This window comes from Winogradskyella vidalii, assembly GCF_013403955.1.
Taxonomy (GTDB): domain Bacteria; phylum Bacteroidota; class Bacteroidia; order Flavobacteriales; family Flavobacteriaceae; genus Winogradskyella; species Winogradskyella vidalii.
The window spans coordinates 41,165-60,322 of record NZ_JABFDG010000002.1 but is presented as its reverse complement, the minus strand read 5'-3'; the positions used below and the strand labels follow the sequence as shown (position 1 = coordinate 60,322).

Sequence of the window (19,158 nt, the reverse complement as noted above, 5' to 3'; positions counted from 1 at the left end):
AACGGCAGTGTACATTTTGCTCCATTTTTGTTTTGGCTGAGGGTCGTTTTGAGTGTTCATCTTGTTCGTTTTTTAGTTAGTGTTAGGAAACAGAAATCGATATCAATCTTTAGATGACGTTTCATCGGTTTTTTCTGCGGATAGTAAGTTAGCAAAAATTCTGAAAGCACCTGAGACTCCTGCAGGAAATTCCCTGAAAAAGCTCAATCCGGTGTAGATGTAGTTCCCTTTACCGTATTTTGCCACTAATAAAGCTCCTTTTTTAGAACTTTCGTTCTTATCGTTTGAGGCTAGTAGTGGTGTGAATTCTGCAGACCATTTATCAGGAAAATACAGGCCACGTTCTTGTACCCAACCTTCAAAATCTTTAGACGTAATTTTATTAGGTACGTTTAATAACGGATGATCAGGCTCCAAGATTTTTACAGTGGCATTTTCGTCTGTAACTCTATCTCTAGAAACGTTTAAATTGTAAGGTGCTAAATTATCGACTAAAATACCGCGGTTAGTGTTGTACTGAATAATTAAATTACCACCTTCCTTAACATAGTCTAGCAAAAAGCGTTGTTTAAACTTTAGGGCTTCAACAATATTATAAGCTCTAATGCCTACAACTATAGCATCAAAATTAGCAAGGTATTGCGTTGAAATTTGTTCAGGGTCAATTATGGTAACCTCATAACCGATTTGCTTTAAACTTTCTGGTACTACATCGCCAGCACCTTCAATATAGCCAATTGAATTGCCTCTCTTTTTAATATCTAATCGAACAATTTTACTCTTGCTAGGCATTAAAACCGTCTGAAACGGAATATGTGAATAATCAATTTCTTTAAGTTCGTCAGTAAAAACAGCACCATTTATATTGACCTTTGGTGAGATAAAGCCTTCACTTTGATTTTTTGGAGGTATAATTGTAAAAATTACTTTTTGAGCATCACCTTTTTTAGCAATTTTAATCTTTTGCTTTTGTGGTAAGACTTGCCAATCTTTTGGATGCTCTAATTCTATATAACCTTCAATAAGATCTTTGCCTGCTTTTACGGTTACTTCAATGTCTTTCTGTTGGTTGTTCTCAAAAATATAGACGTCGTCACTTAGGCTTGCTGAGACTTCTGGGATAATTTCAAACGGACGGTATAATTCACCTTTGTCAGGTTTAGAATATCGGTAAATAACAGGTTTTTTAATGTTAATTGGTGTGCCTTCAATAAGCAAGTTAAAATTAATCAGGACCGTTCTTGGTGTTTCGGGTAAACCAATTAAATTTTGGTCTTTTACACTATACATACCAAGAGTGCTTTCTGAATTTAACCAATATGGCGTGGTGTAATCGCTGTTATTTGGAATGGTGATACCTTCTTTAAAATTATATTTTTGGTTAGTAGCTAATGCTATATTTTTTGAAACCCCGTTTTCTAATGTAGATAATTGATAAGAAACCAGCTTGATGTCAGCGAGACTTCGGTTTAAAATTTCCAAATTTAAGATGACTTCGGCATTTGGAGCCGCATTAGGGCTGTTGGCGGAAACTTCTAGATATAATCCTGCACAAGCTTCAATGATGGTTTTTAATTCTTTTGTTTTTACCGTTTTCCAATGCTCATCATTTATATTTTGAAGCAATCGGTAGGCGTCTAAAAGTTGTGGTAAATGCACCGCTGGATTTTTAAAATTGAAATTAGCTTCAACCGTATTCAAAATGTTTCCGATAGCTTTTCCGCCTTCAACACGATTCCAAGACGTATCAATTCCAGAGAATATACCTTCATTTTTTTCTAAAGGCATTCCTTTTAAAAATTCAACATATTCTTGTTGCGAGCCACGTTGCGATAAACGACCAAAACCCTGACTAAGGTGTTGGCTGCTTGCAATGGCGGCAAGTTCGTTATTAGATTGTCCTTTGCTAGGGTAGAATTCGCCAATATCAAAACTGTGCATGTAGGTTTTATCTGCTTTTTCAAACTTTTCGGGACTACCAAAAAAGCGCCATGACGTATTAAAGAAAATACGTTTAGGCTGCCAGGTTTCGGTTAAATTTAATTGCGAAGGATATTTTGAAGCATCATTGGCGAGGTCAAAAGCTTCCATGCTCAATATGGCAGAAGCAGTGTGATGTCCGTGTGTTGAACGTCCTCTTCTATGGTCGAAACGGTTGATGATAATATCGGGTTTAAATTCGCGGATCGCCCAAACCACATCGGCGAGCACTGCGTCTTTATCCCAAATTTCAAAAGTTTCATCAGGGTGTTTAGAATAACCAAAATCATTCGCTCTGCTAAAACGTTGTTCGCCGCCATCAACACGTCTGGCAGCTAGTAATTCTTGAGTTCTAATAACGCCTAATTGCTCTCTAATTTCTGGTCCAATAAGATTTTGTCCGCCATCGCCTCGTGTTAAAGACAAATAAGCAGTGCGCGCTTTGACTTTATTAGCCATATAGGCAATTAGTCGTGTGTTTTCATCATCTGGATGCGCAGCGATATAAAGTACGGAGCCTAAAACATTGAGTTTTTGGATGGCCTCGTGAATTTCTGATGAATTATAAGTTTTTGGTTGTTGTGCTTGAACGGAAATAATGCTGATTAAAAAGAAGAGTAAGCAGCGTTTTAGTTGGTGCATGAGTTTATTAGGTTAGTTGCGTTTCAAATATAGAAAAGTTTGAAATTTATAACCTTGCTTTTAGATTTATTTAACGATTGGAATGCTGTGCTGAAAGTAAGTTGAAGTGTTTTTAATTGTTTAGGTTAATTTCTAAAGGTTCGCCAGTTGACCGCTGGTAAGGATTAAATTTATAGACCTGAAATTTTGTATCTGTTTCAGATAGGACTAAACTTAATTTTTTAGTCTGAACCTCATCGTTTTCACCTTTAAAAAATGTTTTATTGAGTGTTATAGTTTCAATGGTTTTGCTTAAGAAGTGGATGTAGAGTTGTTGTGTTTTGTAATCGATTTTAATTTCAATTGAGGTGATTGGAAATGCTTCGGTTTCAGTTGAATTGATTGTTAAATATTGTGCTGGAATATTAAAATAAGCCCCTTTATATAAGTCTATTGTTATTTTTGGTTGAAGTACTTCAGTTTCAATTTCGTTAATAATAGTTTTATTATTAAAGAGTTGTGCCATGTTGGCTTTGGTGGTTACGTCATTGGTTTTGTCTAGAATAAAAGAATCAAAAATTTGTGGTGCTATGGTTTCGCTTTCAATTTCATCGAGAATAATATCTAGCATTAGCTCTTCGACTTCGGTGCTGAGTAGGTCTTCGTTTTCTTCATCGTTTTCAATTGTGTTGAAATCTAAAGTGTCTTCAATTTCAAAAGCTTCTGCTAAAGTTTCAAAAAACTGTAGACGTTTGGTGTTATAATCTAGTTCTGGTTTATAAATAGAAAGTGTCTTATGAGCCAGGTCATAGTCGTCTAAATCATAATATTTAGTCGCTAAATCAAATATTGAGGATAGTGAAAATGTAGATTCGTTAATATCAAACTCATCAAAATAATTACGGTATTTAAAATTATAACCAACGTGAAACGTATAATCTAATAATGGGGCTTTTGTGGTTTTGTCTAAAAAGTTTAAAGAAAAACCGTTAAGCATTGGTAGCTCAATTTCAAGTCCATTTGTAGATTTTAAATCAAACTGAAAATTTTCGCTTCCACCAAAAATATAATTGTAGATTAAAATATCTGAACTAACCTCTTCAATAAAAGACTTGCTATTTTTCATTTCTTCTGGAAACGAATCTAAATCGTATAAACTTTTGAGTAAATTTTGACTATAGCTAGTGCCAACAGAAATGGTTAGTACCATAAAAATAAGTATTGTTTTAATCATAAAATTAAATTTGATATTACAACCATTTTTTACGCTTAAAATAAAACAAGAGTGTTATAAATATAAAGAACATAACACCTAACAAGATAAAATAACCATTGCGATATTGTAATTCTGGGATGTATTGAAAGTTCATGCCGTAAATACCTGCCAGAAAGGTTAGCGGAATAAATATGGAGGACATTATAGTCAGCACTTTCATCACTTCATTCATTTTATTGCTAATGGTAGTCATGTACATATCCATTAAACTCCATATCATTTCACGGTAAATGTCAATGTTTTCAGAGACTTGAATCAGGTGGTCATAAATGTCTCTATAATAATTAATGGTTCGTGCTTGAATTAAGCTGTGTTCGGCTTTTTCAACTCGATTAATAATTTCTCGAAGCGGAAAAATAGCACGACGAACTTTTAAGATTTCACGTTTTAATTGTTGAACTTCAACATTGATGTCTTCTCTTGAATTTCCTGTAAATAAATCAGTTTCTAGATCTTCAATTTTATTACCGAGTGTTTCAATGATACTAAAATAATTGTCTACTACAGCATCAATTAAGGCGTATAATAAATAGTCCGATTTTAGACCTCTAATTCTTCCGTTTCCACTTCTAAGTCGCTCTCTTAAGTTATCAAATACATCACCTTCAGATTCCTGAAATGATAACACATAATTTTCGCCTAAAATAAAACTTACTTGTTCTATAATGATGTTTTCGTCACTATCATAGTATAGCATTTTTAATACGATAAAGAGGTAGTCATCATACTCATCAATTTTGGGACGTTGTGTAGTATTTACGATATCTTCTAAAACAAGCGGGTGTAACTGGTAGTGTTTTCCTATGTTTTCTATTTCGTCAATGGCATTAAGACCATCGATATTAATCCAAGTTACGGAGTCAGTATCTCTATAGGGTTTGGCCTCCTCAATGTTAGTTAGAAAGTTTTCGGTAAGAGTTTCTTTGGTATAATCGAATGCTTCAATTAAAAGCTCTTTATCTGTTTTTTTTCCTGTATATACTAAGGTGCCTGGCGCTTTGCCAATATGTTTTTTGTAATTCTGAGTACGTTTCTTTGCCGTTTTTTTCTTCATGTGTTATAAAATACTACTGTCGTCTAAAGCATCCTTTTGCAATAAAGTTACGGCTTTTTGAAGAATAAGATTATTGGGGTATGTGACTAAGTCGCCATTGTCGTCTCTTAAAATAAGTTGAAAGGCTCTGATGTCTTCAATAATGGCTTCTACAGGATGATCTTTATCGTGAATTCTTATTTTATCGCCCACTTTATAGGGAAAAGAAAAGAACATAATTACACCAGAGGTAATATTGCTTAAAATAGACCAAATGGCAAAGAGGGCGATGCCAATCACTGCAAAAACAGAAGAGAATACAAGTGTGATGTCTCGTGTTTGGGCACCGAGAATAAAGGCTTCTATTAATATTGCCATTAGTACAAGTGTAACTGTAACATAACGACCAATTAAAGCGGCTCGTGCTTCTGTAGTACCACTTTTTTTACCAATTTTTTTTACGGTAATAACTATAATTGTTCTAATAATCAATAGAATAATTAGTAGTATAGTAGAATAAATAATCTTATCTAAGTGATTAGAGAAAAATAAGGTCATAAATGGATGGATTTACAGCAAAGGTAATTTAGATTGCAAATGAATCTATTGTAAATTTAAAGAATCTCTTAATCTTAAATCTGAATTACTTTTTTTATTCCAATAATCAGATTTTATAGTTTGTAATTTGGTAGCTTTAGTGGTTAAAGTTTCAGAAGTTGTGCTTAATCCCTGCGATGTTGTTTCTTCCCAACCTAATATGTCATAGGGGAAATCAGGATTGAAATTAATTTTTAATATTCTGTTTAAATCTTTATAAGATAAGGTGTAACTATTATTTTCTTTGCTTGCGTAGGCATTATACGCTTTAAATTCGGTAGGATTTAGTCTGTTGTATTCTAAGGAAGGAACGACCTCTATTTGCCCTACAGGAAGACGCTCAGGATCTAACCTTAATTTGGTCCACAATTCATTTTCGGTCCAAGTTTTTTCTAGCGTAAAATTTCTGTCAGCTTCATTTTGAAAGTAGGAATGGGATTGTACTTCAAACGCTTCACGATTATTAAGTTGAGTATAAGTATGACCACACCATTCTTGTACTGATGCCGAAATTTTTATAGCGTGTTGGTTATTAGCAACAGGATAAAAAGTGCTCTGCATAATGGAGTAGGGATAAATCCCTGTGTTAAATTTTTTAGTCGTATTTAATTTTAATACTGGAATATTATTCTCATTGTAATTATCGGCTTTAACTTGTGCTTCTGGTAAAAAATCTTCGGTAACAAATACTAAAACGGCTTTACCTTCTCGTATTTCACCGTAACGTGCTTGTTCTAATTTATAGGATGTTATTTCGGCTTCACCATTGTGCCAATACGCTTTAAAATCTTCGGATAATTTTATTTTTGGTGCTATGGTATCGGCTTCAGGTTTTGAAACTATTGTATCATTAGGAGCTGTAGTGCTGTTTTCTTTACAAGACAGAAAGGTTAAAAGGCAAGTAAGGATTAAAATATAGGCTGTGTTAAGCGGCGTAGTCTTTATCATAGTATATTGAATTTTTAATCCTCAGCAACAATGTGTTTTGACTCAGGATAGTAAATTATTTTTATAATAAAGATAAGGTTCTAAACGTCTTTAGCAATGCTATTTAACGTTTCGTAAAGTAAATGGGTTGGTAAGCCAACAACATTGTTATATGAGCCTTCAATATTAGTGATGCCTACTGCACCTATCCATTCTTGAATACCGTATGCGCCTGCTTTGTCTAAAGGCTTGTAGGTGTTAATATAGTACTGAATCTCATTGTCGGTTAAGGCTTTAAAAGTGACTTTTGTACTGGTGTTTACGAGATGTTGTTTCGTTTTTAAAGTAAAACAGATTGATGTGACAACCTCATGAGTTTTATTGCTTAAGGATTTTATCATCTTAAAAGCATCAGCTTCATCTTTGGGTTTTCCTATGGCTTTATCTTCTAAGCATACAATAGTGTCGCTTGTAATTAGTATATCGTTATCCTGAAGATTTTTAATAAAAGGTTCTGCTTTTAATTGCGCTAAAAAATCGGTTATGGCTTCACGTTTTAAATGCTTCGGGTATATCTCGTCTACAGGTTGAAGCTGAATTTCAAAATCGAGATTCATTTCTTTTAAAAATGCATGACGACGCGGAGAGGCTGAAGCCAGAATAATATTGAAGTCTTTGAGGGTTTCGTTAAGCATTTTTATCAATTTAAAGTTCGATAAACCTTACTTTAGCGTAAAGTTGTATAGCAATAGAGACAGCATGCCTGTAAGCATCACTAATTTTAAAATTAGACTAATATGATTGTATTGCGCTTTGTTTTCAGCACTAAATAATTTTATGCTAACATAAATTAGAGGTGCAACAACCAGAATTAAAAAATAGCCCACAACCAATTCTTGTTTAAACATATAGGTCACTACGTAGTAGCTAATAGCAATGATTGGCACTATAGAAAGAACAAATATGATTTTGTTAGCACGTTCTCTACCTATAAGGATAGGGAGGGTCTGGATACCTGCTTTATAATCGCCATCAATATCTTCGACGTCTTTAATCAATTCTCTAACGAGATTTATCATAAAAGCAAAAATAGCATAGTCTCTAATGATATTTAGAAAAGTGGTTTGAACGGCTTTGTTATTGCTTGTCATTACCGGAATTAATTCAAAAATCCCTACCAATAAAATACTCAAAGCAACGACTATAGAAACAACAACGTTACCTACAACTGCAATTTGTTTTAAAGAGGTGGAATAAATGTAGAGTAGTGCTGAAGCTATAAAAAAGATAGCGAAAAAACTAGATTTACCAATGCCTTGAGATAAATAAAATCCTAGACCAACACCGATAATATTAAGAATAATAAATAATGTGGAGCCTGTTTTTTCTGCTATATATTTATTGATTACAATTTGATTTGGTTTATTGATTTTATCCGTGTCAACGTCATATATATCGTTAATAATATAACCACCAGCAGCGATACATAAGGTAGCTAAAACCATGAGGAAAAAGTTGAAATTACTTAGCGTTATATGTACACCATGGCTCTCTTGAAAAGGCAACAAAAGCGCATATTTAATTAAGTATTGCATTAATGCAATCATTAATAGGTTTTTCCAACGGATTAATTTAAAAAAGTGAATCATTTTAGGATTTAGTGGGATAATATTATAGTAATTAAATAATAAGCAAAGCATGCAATTATAACAAAAAGAACTGTGCTAATAATCGTTGTCTTAATTAAAAGTAAGCGCTCTTGCTGTTTTATTTTGTCTTTAATTTTTTGTTTTTCTTCAAGCGATAAATCTTTGTGCAAAAAATGCATTTTATAATGCAGATGCGCTTCAGTATTTAGTTTGTCTTTATATCTAGAAAAAGGTTTTGAAGCCGTTTGGTTATGTGTCGCTCCACTATTACCAAAGCCAACATATCCAAATCCTGTACTATGTTTCCGCTTACGTAAGATATTATTTCAGTTTAAAAAAGTTATACTTTAAAGTTTTATAATTAATCATATTTAGCATTAAAATTTCCATTCCATTTCCCTTGGACTTTAAGGACTTGCTCTATAACATCTCTTACGGCACCTTTGCCACCGTTTTTATGAGAAACATATTTAGATATGGCTTTAATTTCTGGAACGGCATCTTGCGGACAACATGGCAAACCTACCAATTTCATGACAGGGAAATCTGGAATGTCGTCTCCCATATATAACACTTGTGATTTTGAAATACGGTGCTGCTCTAGGTAGCTATTAAGTTGATCTATTTTATTATGAGCTCCTAAAAAAATGTCTTTAATTCCTAAACCGGCTAAGCGTTTACGAACCCCTTCGTTAGATCCACCAGAAATAATACAAAGATTGAAACCAGCATCAATGGCTGTTTTTAAAGCGAATCCATCTTTAATATTCATCGTTCTTAGCATTTCGCCATCTGTCGTTACGGTAATGTTTCCGTCGGTTAATACACCATCGACATCAAAAATAAAGGTAGTGATGTCTGCTAAATATTCTTTGTAACTTTTATCGTCGCTCATTGTTTTATGTTAGTTGGTTTTGGTCTGTCCTTTTCTAGGTCGAAAATTAGATACACCATGAGTTTTTTTAATCGAAGCGGTAAGCATTTTATAAATTGACTCATGCTCTTCTTTTTCGATTAGTTTTAATTGTCGCTTAATGGTTTTTTTATCATTCCGTTTTGCAGGACCTGTTTGTGCCATAAAAGGCGACATATCTTGAATTTTTTTAGCTGTTTCTTCAATTAAAGGATGTAAAATCTCAAACTCAATATTTTTAGTTTCACAAATTTCATGACCAATTCTATAAAATTGATTGGTAAAATTATTAACAAAAACAGCTGCTAAATGGAGGGTTTGTCGTTGTTCTGTTGTGATTTTGTGAGGTTTGCAATTTACAGCAATTGCTAAATCTTTTAAAAGTTGAAGGTTTTCCTTTTCATAAACTTCAATACATATCGGAACTTCAGAGAAATTAATGTCTGCAGCTTTTGAAAATGTTTGTAAGGGATAGAAAACACCAATCTGATTTTTTTTATCAATATCGTGCATGGCAACACTCCCGGAAGTGTGTACCACAAATCGATTTGTAAAAGGTAAATCCGATGATAATTGCGCAATGCTATCATCGCTAACTGCAATGATATAAATGTCGGCTTCTATTAAATCTTCTAAAGTGTCTGTTATTGCAACATCATTAGCATAAGAAGAAATGGAAGACCGTGTACGATTATACCATTGTGTAATCGAAATAGTTTCAGAATTTGAAAAGGCTTTATATAGGTGTGTGGCAACATTACCAGCACCAAGTAATACAACTGATATCATGCCGTAAAAGTAATAAGATTTCTTATTTTAGTAGCAAATGATAGCGATTAAAATTGATGAGCTTGGAGATGTAAAATAATCATCAAAATTAATTGATTTTCCCGTCGAGGGACAACCTACAGGTAATAAAAAGGCACAATATCAATATCATGTCTCTTAAGGGACAACATATCGGTAGCACATATCGATAAACAAAAAAACAAAATGAACAAAAAAGACATAAAAACAAGAGAAGATATCTACCTATTGGTATCTAAATTTTACGAGAATGTTAGAAGAGACGACACATTAGGACCATTTTTTAACGAGACCATTACAGATTGGGACGCACATTTAAAACATTTAACCACCTTTTGGGAATCGAGTTTGTTTCTAAAAACAAAATATTATGGTAATCCGTTAGAAGCTCATACTAAGGTGGATGCTGCGTTTAACCATAATATAACAGAATTACATTTTGGCCTATGGTTAAATTTGTGGTTTCAAACCATAGATGAATTATTTGAAGGCGATTACGCCGAAAATGCTAAACGTAGAGCGCGTAAAATGGGCACCTTTATGTATATGAATATTTTTGAAGCACGAAAATCTTAATTGTAGCTTACATCTTTCTAAATTTGCGCCATTAATTATTTAAATAAATAATAAAATGGGTTTATTAAAAGAGTTTAAAGAATTTGCTGTAAAAGGAAATATGATGGATATGGCTGTAGGTATCATCATTGGCGCAGCATTTAATAAAGTGATTGATGTATTAGCTAAGCAAGTGCTTTTGCCGCCAATCTCATTATTAACAGATGGGGTTAATTTTAGTCAGAAAAAATGGGTGTTAAGAGAAGCAATAACTGATACCTCTGGTACAATTACTACAAGTGAGGTTGCTATAGCCTATGGTGAATTAACCGAAGTATTTTTCGATTTTATAATTATCGGTTTTACAGTCTTTATTGTTGTGAAATTCATGAATAGACTCCGAACCAAATCTCATGATGCTAAAGATAAAACCGTTCAAACACCAAAAGATTTACAATTACTTTCCGATTTAAAAGACTTAATGGAAGAGCAAAATAAAATCTTAAAAGCTAATACAAGATATTAAAAAGTAAGCTTAGAATTTTAACATCTTTTGATGCGTTAAAGGGATTACCTAAATGGTTTAAAAATCATATCTTTGCGCGAGCTTAAAAAAGCCTTTACTTATGCAAAAGAAAATCGCTAACTTCCTATTCAACACCAGACTCACTGCGTTCTTATTTATTGCCTTTGCCGTTGCCATGGCAGCAGGTACTATTTTAGATAGAAACATGGATACTTCACCAACGCCATATACCAGAACATTAATCTATAACACTTGGTGGTTTGAAGCTATAATGGTATTTTTTGTAATCAATTTTGTAGGAAATATTTTTAGATATCGACTGCATAAAAAAGAAAAATGGGCGACTTTAATATTGCACTTGTCTTTCGTATTCATTCTTTTCGGTGCTTTTATAACGCGTTATATTGGTTATGAAGGTATGATGCCAATTAGAGAAGGTGCTACAGAAAATGAGTTTTTCTCTCAAAAAACATATTTAGGTGGACGTATTGTAGGCGATTATAAAATAAATGGCCAGTTACAACAACGAAAAATAGAAGAAGAAGTTGATTTTTCGCCCCGTCTCGATAATGAGTTTGAAGAAACGTTTGATTATGGTGACACTGATGTCACTATTAAACTCGAAGAATTTATACAAGGTGCTGAAAGTGATGTGATTCCTAGTGACACCGGAAACCGTTATTTAAAGATAGTTGAAGCAGGGGATGGTGCACCACACAATCACTTTTTAGAAGATGGAAAGGTGGCCAACCTTCATAATATGTTGTTCTCTTTGAATAAGTTTCAAGAAGGCGCTATCAACATTATGGAAACTGAAGAAGGCCTTTTTATTCAGTCGCCTTATGATGGCGATTACTTAACCATGGCTACCATGGCTAGTGGTAAGTTAGTTAAAGATAGTTTACAACCTTTAATTCTAAGGTCTAGGTATATTATTGGTAATATGACAATTGTACTGCCAAAACCAATAATTAAAGGTGAGTTGGGAGTTGTAAAAAAATCACAGCTTTTAAAAACCGATAGCGACGGTTTAATTTTAAATGTAACGGCTAACGGAGAAACAAAAAAAATAGGTTTATTAGGTGGTCCAGGTAGCTATTCCGCTTTAAAAGAGTTTGAAGTTGGTGGGTTAGAAATCGCTTTACAATATGGTCCTAAAATTTTAAAATTACCTTTTGATATAAAACTCAATGATTTTATAGCCGAAAAATATCCTGGTACAGAAAATGCTTATTCATCTTATGAAAGTAAAGTTTCTGTTTTTGATAAGGAGGAAGGCGATTTTGATTATCATATTTATATGAATCATGTGTTAGATCACAGAGGATATCGTTTTTTTCAAGCCAGTTTTCACCCCGACGAAAAGGGAACGGTACTTTCTGTAAATCATGATCAATGGGGAACTTATATTACTTATATCGGTTATATGCTATTGTATTTTGGCTTGTTGGCTATTCTATTTGCTAAAAATACCCGCTTTGATGATTTACGTAATAGGCTAAATAAATTGCGAAAGAAAAAGTCAGAAATGATGACTATGATTTTGCTTTTAATTGGGTTTTCTGGTTTTGCCCAAGTGCATAATGATGACGATGGACATGATCACGTTAATAAGCCAAAGGTAGAACAGATAGATTCTATTTTAAAAGTTCATATTACACCAGAAGATCATGCGTCTAAATTCTCCGAAATGGTGATTCAGGATTACAGTGGTCGTATGATGCCAATGCATACTTATACATCTGAGTTGCTCCGTAAGTTGAGTAAAAAAGATAGCTATGGAGATTTTAATTCGGACCAAGTTTTTTTGTCTATTCAAGAAAGTCCAATGTTATGGTATAATGTACCCATCATTTATTTAAGAGCAAGAAAAGCAGATTCTATAAGAACGATAATAGGGGTAGATTACGATGAAGAATATTCGAGTTTAGTCGATTTCTTTACGCCAGAAGGACGGTATAAATTGGCCCCCTATTTAGAAGAAGCTTATAAAGCGCAAGTGCCTAACGGTTTTCAAAAAGAAGTTAAAGAGGCCGATTCTAAAGTTAATTTGCTGTACAATGCGATTGAAGGGCGTTCTAATAAAATATTTCCTGTCCCAGGTGATGAAAATAATAAATGGATTTCATCATTAGAGTTTCGAGAACAAAATTACAGAGCTCAAATTGAAGATACCCTTTACGGAAACTTTATAAATAATGGTTTTAGTGCTTATTTAGTGACATTAAATAATGCGAAACAAACAGGCGATTTTACCAAGGCAGAAGAGTTGTTATTAGGTATTAAAAAAACACAACAACGTTTTGGAAGTGATGTAATGTTGACTGATGAAAAAATTCAAGCAGAGATACTTTATAACGATTACGATATTTTTAACCGACTGTTTAGTTGGTATATGTACGCCAGTACAGTACTAATTTTGCTAATTATTGTTCAGATATTTAAATATAGAAGCAATTGGTTAAACGCTGCTATTAAGTTTTTTGTTGGTGTTTTAGTGTTTTTGTTTTTACTTCACTTAGGAGGCTTAGCTTTACGTTGGTATTTGTCGGGTCATGCACCATGGAGTGATGCTTATGAATCAATGATTTATGTGGCTTGGTCCGTAATGTTCTTTGGTTTTGCCTTAACTGTAGATCAATGGACAATGACGACTAGGTTATATAAATTTAATAAAAAGTACTGGCCATTGTTTATCATTACATTTCCGGTGGTGTATTTTTTAACCACTTTATACGATTTACTTTTTGCTAAGAAAACGTCAGCGTTAACAGTGGCATCTTCAGCATTTGTATGTTCTATGATTTTAATGGTAGCTCATTGGAATTGGATGGACCCTGCAATTGGTAACCTAGAGCCTGTTTTACAAGGGTATTGGTTAATGATTCACGTATCGGTAATTGTAGCGAGTTATGGACCTTTTGCCATCGGAATGATTTTAGGTGTCGTTTCTCTATTACTGATGATTTTAACCACTAAAGAAAACAAGCAACGTATGTTGGTCAATATTAAAGAATTAACCATTATCAATGAAATGGCTTTAACGGTTGGTTTAGTTTTACTTACCATAGGAAATTTCCTTGGTGGTATGTGGGCTAACGAAAGTTGGGGACGTTATTGGGGTTGGGATCCAAAAGAAACTTGGGCACTTATTAGCATAATGATTTATGCCTTTGTAATACATATGCGTTTGGTACCTGGTTTAAGAAGTCGTTGGATTTATAACCTCATGTCAATATTAGCTTTTGGAAGTATTCTAATGACTTATTTTGGGGTGAATTTCTACCTTTCTGGGTTACACTCATATGCTAGCGGAGATCAGATATTGAGTTTCCAGTTTATCGCAATTACCATAGGAGTTATTGCTGTTTTAGGATTTTTCTCATATTTACAGTATCGCAAGCATTATAAGAAGTAAATATAAACGTCATTTTAGTATAATAGTATTAAATTGGTTGATGAACATTTAAGTTTGTCAACCAATTTTGTTTTATAATTAACAAAAATTGTTTTCATAATCATTAATTTTATAGTTCTAATATATAAAGTTATGTCTAAGAAAAAACCAGGATTAAATACCATTTGTACCCATATAGGAGAAGTAAAAGATGAACAGTTTAAAGGCGCTGTATCACCTATGTATTTAAGTTCTTCTTATGAGTTTTTAGATGTTGATGTTAAACGTTATCCTAGATATTTTAATACACCCAATCAAGAATATCTAGCCAAAAAAATAGCTGCTTTAGAACATACAGAAGCCGCATTAATTTTTGGTTCGGGTATGGCAGCGATTAGCACTATGTTTTTAGCGTTTTTAAAACAAGGTGACCATATTGTTGTTCAAAATACGTTGTATGGTGGTACGGTTAATTTTATAAAAGAAGAATTTCCAAAATATGGAATTGAATTCACATTTACCAATGGCTATAATGTTGACGATTTTGATATTGCTATTAAACCCAACACCAAACTTATACATATTGAAACCCCTTCTAATCCTTTAATGACTGTAACAGATATTAAAGCGATTGCTAATTTAGGAAAGGAGAGAGGCGTGTTAACATCAATAGATAACACATTTGCATCGCCTGTTAATCAAAATCCAATGGATTTAGGAATTGATATGGTGATGCATTCGGCCACAAAATATTTTGGTGGTCATAGTGATATTTTAGCAGGAGCAGTTGCAAGTTCTAATGAACATATAGAGCGCATTTGGAATGTGGGTAAAAACCTCGGCGGAAACTTAAGTGATATGACCGTCTGGATGCTAGAACGCAGTATGAAGACTTTGGGTTTACGTGTAAAAGCGCAAACCAAGAATGCTATGAAATTAGCAAAATGGTTAGAAAAGCAGCCTAAAGTTTCAAGAGTCTATTATCCAGGATTAAAATCACATCCGGAACATCAATTAGCAAAATCTCAAATGCGTGGCTTTGGTGCTATGTTATCGTTTGAATTAACAGACGATTTAGAGGCGCAACAATTTCAAAAGCAATTACAATTGATAAAATCCTCTATGAGTTTAGCTGGTGTAGAAAGTACAATGCTTTCTCCGCATTTAACTTCGCATGCCTTATTAACGCAAGAAGAACGTGATGCTGTTGGGATTAGTGACCAATTGATTCGTTTTTCTGTTGGAATTGAAGATGTCAAGGACTTAAAACACGATATCAGTCAGGCTATTGCTGCTTTAGATTAGATTTCCTAGAATCTGTTTGAATACTAATACCAACCTGAATTCTATTGAGATTATTTTTTTTAATATGATGTTTCATATAACCCATTTGTAATTGTGTATGCGCTATTAAGTTAAAACCTATACCAATATATAATCGGTTTTCATGAAACGCTTGATTTTCAAAATTTACAAAAGGTTCTTCTGTAAGTCCTAAAAACAGAAGCCGGTTAATATTGTATTTTAAACTTAAGCGGTATCTAAAGCGGTTTTGTAATTCGTGTTTATCTACGAACTTTAAGAAGCGTTGCTCTAGTCTAAAACGGTGTTGTACATTTAAAGTCCCTATATTATGTCTTTTTGAGTATTGCTCCATAATCCGATGTTCTATTGTGTTTGGTGTGTTATCTGTACCAAAAGCACTATCGATATCTAAATAGGCACAAGCAAGTGTAAGGGTATTATTGTTTTTAAAATGGTAATTAGCATTTAAACTTAAGAAAGTTAAATTATAATTAGAAGTGGGTTCATACAGTCTTAATTCAGCATAAGGCATTAAGCTAAAATGTTCTGTAAATCTATGATTCAGTCCAAATGTATTCCAGGTTCCTAAATAGTCTTCCTTGTTATCTTGGGAATACAAATTCACGCTTAAAAACAGCGTTATAGAAAAAGCTATAAAATATTTCATAATAAGTCAAAAAAAAAGAGCCCATAAAGGGCTCTTTTAATTCATGGAACTATTAAACATGGTCGTTTAATTGATGATGTTGGTCAATTAACGGTCCACCTTCTACGATTTCTTGAGAAGCTTCACTTGCGAATTTTTCAAAATTCAAGTGGAATGAATGTGCTAAAGCAATAGCTTTACTAATATAAGCTCCTTTTTGTAACCACGTGTTCATTGGATCTAATATTTCCGTTGGAACACCAGGACAATATTTTGGCATAAATAATCCAAATACTGGGTGTTGTTCAAAATCTACATTATCTAATTCACCATCTAATATAGCAGTAATCATAGATCTTGTATATTTTAATTTAATACGAGACCCTACACCGTAAGGACCGCCACTCCAGCCTGTGTTAATTAGCCAAACATTTACACCTGCATCTTGCATTTTTTTACTTAGCATTTCTGCATATTTTGTTGGGTGTAATGGCATAAATGGTTCTCCAAAACAAGCAGAGAAAGATGGTACTGGCTCAGTAATCCCTGCTTCTGTACCAGCAACTTTAGCGGTGTAACCAGAAATAAAGTGGTAAGCCGCTTGTCCTGGTGTTAGTTTAGATACTGGAGGTAAAACACCAAACGCATCAGCAGTTAAGAAGAAAATGTTCTTAGGATTGCCAGCGAAAGATGGCTTTTGGATATTGTCAATATGGTAAATAGGGTAACTTACACGTGTATTTTGTGTAATGGTACTATCCATATAATCAACTTCTCCATTGTCTTTAAAAACTACGTTTTCAAGAATCGCTCCTGGTTTAACAGCTCTAAAAATGTCTGGTTCTTTTTCTTCAGATAAGTCAATAACTTTAGCGTAGCAACCACCTTCAAAATTAAAAATATTGTTTTCAGCAGTCCAACCGTGTTCATCATCGCCAATTAACTTACGTGAAGGATCGGCAGATAACGTTGTTTTTCCTGTTCCAGATAGTCCAAAGAAAATAGCCGTATCACCTTCTTCGCCTACATTAGCAGAACAGTGCATTGGTAAAACATTCTTTTCAACAGGAAGGATAAAGTTTAAAGAAGAGAAAATTCCTTTTTTAATTTCACCTGTATAAGCTGAACCACCTACTAAAGCTACTTTTTTAGTAAAGTTAAGGATTGAGAAGTTACCTTGACGTAAACCAACAGCTTTTGGGTCTGGTGCTTCATAACCTGGTGCACAAAGTACCAACCATTCTTCTTCAAAGTTTTCTAACTCAGATTCGTCAGATCTTAAAAACATGTTATAAGTAAACATATTAGACCATGGTAACTCAGTTACCGTTCTAACATTTGTTTTATATTTTGGGTCTGCACATACATAAGCATCTCTTACATAAATTTCTTTACCACTTAAGTATTTAGTGATTTCAGTTTGTAACTTATCAAAGTTTTCAGGAGAAAGGCCTTTATTAGTTTTTCCCCACCAAACACGGTCTTTTGTATAATCGTCTTTCACAATAAAACGGTCTTGAGGAGAGCGTCCTGTGTATTTTCCTGTGTTAACAGCTAGTGTTCCATTTGCTGTTTCTTTTCCCATGCCTTTCTCAATGGTAATGCGTTGCAATTCTTCTGGTGAAAGGTTCCAATGAGCGTTCGTGTCTTTTAGTCCGTACTTTGTAAGGTCTCTTGTTTTCATAATTGGATTATTTAATAAAGTTTCCATGATTTAATTTCTTTAATTAGACTTGTCAATTTAACTTGCCAACTTTTGGCGTTATTTGTGATTATGTTACTATAATAAGAGCAGTATTGCTCTCTATAATTTAATAACCATTTTCACGCGTTGCAAAATCTTTGTTGATGTAATTAGTAAAAGTAAAATATTGAAGTGCTGTCAGCAGCTACAATTTTAAAACAACATAAGAAATTCTAAGTATATTAACATCATTATTATAAATACTATATTGTATCTGTGTAAATGGTATGTTTTAATTATGGTATAAAGGTAAAGTTCATGGTAAGTATTATATATGACGAATGTCATACTTTGCTATTATTGTGAATTTTTAGATTTTGATTAGTAAATTTTGAAAAAAAAATATAATACGCTAATCTATAACGTTTGCGCATTAAAAATAAAACGGATATCCATATACTTTTTAATATTTTTGACATTCTAAAAAACCAAAATAAGTATGAAATTAGACATTTTAGCAATCGGATCACATCCTGATGATGTTGAATTGGGTTGTGGAGCAACTTTAGCAAAGGAGATTTCTAAAGGAAAGAAAGTTGGTATAATAGATTTAACACGAGGCGAATTGGGTACTAGAGGTACTGCCGAAACAAGAGATGAAGAAGCTTTTAATGCCGCTAAAATATTAGGTGTTCAGTCACGAATCAATATGCAGTTTGCGGATGGTTTTTTTCTTAACGATAAAAAACACCAATTAGAGATTATAAAAATGATTCGCTATTACCAGCCAGAAATCATAATTTGTAATGCTATTGACGATAGGCATATTGATCATGCTAAAGGAAGTCAATTGGTAAGTGATGCTTGTTTTTTAAGTGGTTTAAAAAAAATTGAAACGACATATAAAGACAAAAATCAACCCCAAGAACCATGGCGACCTAAGGTAGTTTACCATTATATACAGTGGAAAGACATTGAGCCAGACCTTGTTGTAGATGTTTCTGGTTTTATTTCTAAAAAAATGGAATCTGTGCTAGCTTATAAGACTCAATTTTTTGATCCTAATAGCAAAGCCCCTGAAACTCCGATTTCTAGTAAAAACTTCACCGATAGTGTAGATTATAGAGCTAGAAATTTAGGAAGATTAATTGGCGTGGAACATGCTGAGGGTTACACTGTTGAGCGTTATGTTGCCGTAGATTCGTTATTTGATTTAAAATAAAATGGAAAACTATTTGCAAG

General features: G+C 33.4%; 16 protein-coding genes. 5 read left to right on the top strand and 11 right to left on the bottom strand.

Features of this window, described 5'->3' with window-relative positions; all coding sequences use genetic code 11:
* Positions 1-102 precede the first annotated feature (102 nt).
* The 9 genes from HM982_RS07060 to HM982_RS07020 all read right to left on the bottom strand — a co-directional run bounded on the left by HM982_RS07060 (position 103) and on the right by HM982_RS07020 (position 9,785).
* Positions 103-2,622, bottom strand: a complete 2,520-nt coding sequence (locus HM982_RS07060) for a PIG-L family deacetylase (RefSeq protein WP_179352444.1) — start codon at positions 2,620-2,622, stop codon at positions 103-105.
* Between the two features lie 112 nt (positions 2,623-2,734).
* Positions 2,735-3,835 carry a hypothetical protein gene (locus tag HM982_RS07055; RefSeq protein ID WP_179352443.1) on the bottom strand — a complete coding sequence of 367 codons (1,101 nt, stop codon included), beginning with the start codon at positions 3,833-3,835 and terminating at the stop codon, positions 2,735-2,737.
* 16 nt (positions 3,836-3,851) lie between these two features.
* Positions 3,852-4,931: a magnesium/cobalt transporter CorA gene (gene corA / locus HM982_RS07050; RefSeq protein ID WP_179352442.1), complete on the bottom strand. Its 1,080-nt coding sequence runs from the start codon at positions 4,929-4,931 to the stop codon at positions 3,852-3,854.
* 3 nt (positions 4,932-4,934) lie between these two features.
* Positions 4,935-5,468, bottom strand: coding sequence for a mechanosensitive ion channel domain-containing protein (locus tag HM982_RS07045; RefSeq protein ID WP_179352441.1), 534 nt, complete (start codon positions 5,466-5,468; stop codon positions 4,935-4,937).
* Between the two features lie 45 nt (positions 5,469-5,513).
* Positions 5,514-6,455, bottom strand: a complete 942-nt coding sequence (locus tag HM982_RS07040; RefSeq protein WP_179352440.1) for a septum formation inhibitor Maf — start codon at positions 6,453-6,455, stop codon at positions 5,514-5,516.
* An 80-nt stretch (positions 6,456-6,535) separates the two neighbouring features.
* Positions 6,536-7,129 carry a Maf-like protein gene (locus tag HM982_RS07035; protein ID WP_179352439.1) on the bottom strand — a complete coding sequence of 198 codons (594 nt, stop codon included), beginning with the start codon at positions 7,127-7,129 and terminating at the stop codon, positions 6,536-6,538.
* Positions 7,130-7,156: 27 nt separating this feature from the next.
* Complete coding sequence (locus HM982_RS07030; protein WP_179352438.1) at positions 7,157-8,083, bottom strand: geranylgeranylglycerol-phosphate geranylgeranyltransferase; 927 nt, start codon at positions 8,081-8,083, stop codon at positions 7,157-7,159.
* A 361-nt stretch (positions 8,084-8,444) separates the two neighbouring features.
* On the bottom strand, positions 8,445-8,978 hold the full coding sequence (locus HM982_RS07025; RefSeq protein WP_179352437.1) for a KdsC family phosphatase: 534 nt from the start codon (positions 8,976-8,978) through the stop codon (positions 8,445-8,447).
* 9 nt (positions 8,979-8,987) lie between these two features.
* Positions 8,988-9,785: a Rossmann-like and DUF2520 domain-containing protein gene (locus HM982_RS07020; RefSeq protein ID WP_179352436.1), complete on the bottom strand. Its 798-nt coding sequence runs from the start codon at positions 9,783-9,785 to the stop codon at positions 8,988-8,990.
* Positions 9,786-9,989: 204 nt separating this feature from the next.
* Between HM982_RS07020 and HM982_RS07015 the strand changes: the two genes are divergently transcribed.
* The 4 genes from HM982_RS07015 to HM982_RS07000 all read left to right on the top strand — a co-directional run bounded on the left by HM982_RS07015 (position 9,990) and on the right by HM982_RS07000 (position 15,586).
* A complete protein-coding gene (locus HM982_RS07015; RefSeq protein ID WP_179352435.1) occupies positions 9,990-10,379 on the top strand; it encodes a group III truncated hemoglobin in 390 nt (129 codons plus the stop codon).
* Between the two features lie 55 nt (positions 10,380-10,434).
* Positions 10,435-10,884 carry a large conductance mechanosensitive channel protein MscL gene (gene mscL, locus HM982_RS07010; protein ID WP_179352434.1) on the top strand — a complete coding sequence of 150 codons (450 nt, stop codon included), beginning with the start codon at positions 10,435-10,437 and terminating at the stop codon, positions 10,882-10,884.
* 100 nt (positions 10,885-10,984) lie between these two features.
* Positions 10,985-14,302: a cytochrome c biogenesis protein CcsA gene (gene ccsA, locus HM982_RS07005; protein WP_179352433.1), complete on the top strand. Its 3,318-nt coding sequence runs from the start codon at positions 10,985-10,987 to the stop codon at positions 14,300-14,302.
* A gap of 132 nt (positions 14,303-14,434) precedes the next feature.
* Positions 14,435-15,586 carry a trans-sulfuration enzyme family protein gene (locus tag HM982_RS07000; RefSeq protein ID WP_179352432.1) on the top strand — a complete coding sequence of 384 codons (1,152 nt, stop codon included), beginning with the start codon at positions 14,435-14,437 and terminating at the stop codon, positions 15,584-15,586.
* Here the strand turns inward: HM982_RS07000 and HM982_RS06995 are convergent.
* Together HM982_RS06995 and pckA are read right to left on the bottom strand one after the other, a co-directional pair.
* On the bottom strand, positions 15,567-16,253 hold the full coding sequence (locus HM982_RS06995; RefSeq protein ID WP_179352431.1) for a DUF2490 domain-containing protein: 687 nt from the start codon (positions 16,251-16,253) through the stop codon (positions 15,567-15,569). The genes HM982_RS07000 and HM982_RS06995 overlap by 20 nt on opposite strands.
* 52 nt (positions 16,254-16,305) lie before the next feature.
* Positions 16,306-17,943 (bottom strand): phosphoenolpyruvate carboxykinase (ATP), encoded by a 1,638-nt coding sequence (gene pckA, locus HM982_RS06990; protein WP_179352430.1) that lies wholly within the window; start codon positions 17,941-17,943, stop codon positions 16,306-16,308.
* A 472-nt stretch (positions 17,944-18,415) separates the two neighbouring features.
* Between pckA and bshB1 the strand changes: the two genes are divergently transcribed.
* The gene (bshB1, locus tag HM982_RS06985) at positions 18,416-19,138 is read left to right on the top strand and encodes a bacillithiol biosynthesis deacetylase BshB1 (protein WP_179352429.1); all 723 of its coding nucleotides are present in this window, start codon (positions 18,416-18,418) and stop codon (positions 19,136-19,138) included.
* The last annotated feature ends 20 nt before the right edge of the window (positions 19,139-19,158 follow it).

Bases quoted from the DNA above. Each gene is read 5' to 3' on its own strand.
- HM982_RS06995 (WP_179352431.1), bottom strand. From the start codon at position 16,253: ATGAAATATTTTATAGCTTTTTCTATAACGCTGTTTTTAAGCGTGAAT.
- ccsA (WP_179352433.1), top strand. From the start codon at position 10,985: ATGCAAAAGAAAATCGCTAACTTCCTATTCAACACCAGACTCACTGCG.
- corA (WP_179352442.1), bottom strand. From the start codon at position 4,931: ATGAAGAAAAAAACGGCAAAGAAACGTACTCAGAATTACAAAAAACAT.
- HM982_RS07060 (WP_179352444.1), bottom strand. From the start codon at position 2,622: ATGCACCAACTAAAACGCTGCTTACTCTTCTTTTTAATCAGCATTATT.
- HM982_RS07055 (WP_179352443.1), bottom strand. From the start codon at position 3,835: ATGATTAAAACAATACTTATTTTTATGGTACTAACCATTTCTGTTGGC.
- HM982_RS07035 (WP_179352439.1), bottom strand. From the start codon at position 7,129: ATGCTTAACGAAACCCTCAAAGACTTCAATATTATTCTGGCTTCAGCC.
- pckA (WP_179352430.1), bottom strand. From the start codon at position 17,943: ATGGAAACTTTATTAAATAATCCAATTATGAAAACAAGAGACCTTACA.
- HM982_RS07030 (WP_179352438.1), bottom strand. From the start codon at position 8,083: ATGATTCACTTTTTTAAATTAATCCGTTGGAAAAACCTATTAATGATT.
- HM982_RS07000 (WP_179352432.1), top strand. From the start codon at position 14,435: ATGTCTAAGAAAAAACCAGGATTAAATACCATTTGTACCCATATAGGA.
- HM982_RS07040 (WP_179352440.1), bottom strand. From the start codon at position 6,455: ATGATAAAGACTACGCCGCTTAACACAGCCTATATTTTAATCCTTACT.
- HM982_RS07020 (WP_179352436.1), bottom strand. From the start codon at position 9,785: ATGATATCAGTTGTATTACTTGGTGCTGGTAATGTTGCCACACACCTA.
- HM982_RS07025 (WP_179352437.1), bottom strand. From the start codon at position 8,978: ATGAGCGACGATAAAAGTTACAAAGAATATTTAGCAGACATCACTACC.
- mscL (WP_179352434.1), top strand. From the start codon at position 10,435: ATGGGTTTATTAAAAGAGTTTAAAGAATTTGCTGTAAAAGGAAATATG.
- bshB1 (WP_179352429.1), top strand. From the start codon at position 18,416: ATGAAATTAGACATTTTAGCAATCGGATCACATCCTGATGATGTTGAA.
- HM982_RS07045 (WP_179352441.1), bottom strand. From the start codon at position 5,468: ATGACCTTATTTTTCTCTAATCACTTAGATAAGATTATTTATTCTACT.
- HM982_RS07015 (WP_179352435.1), top strand. From the start codon at position 9,990: ATGAACAAAAAAGACATAAAAACAAGAGAAGATATCTACCTATTGGTA.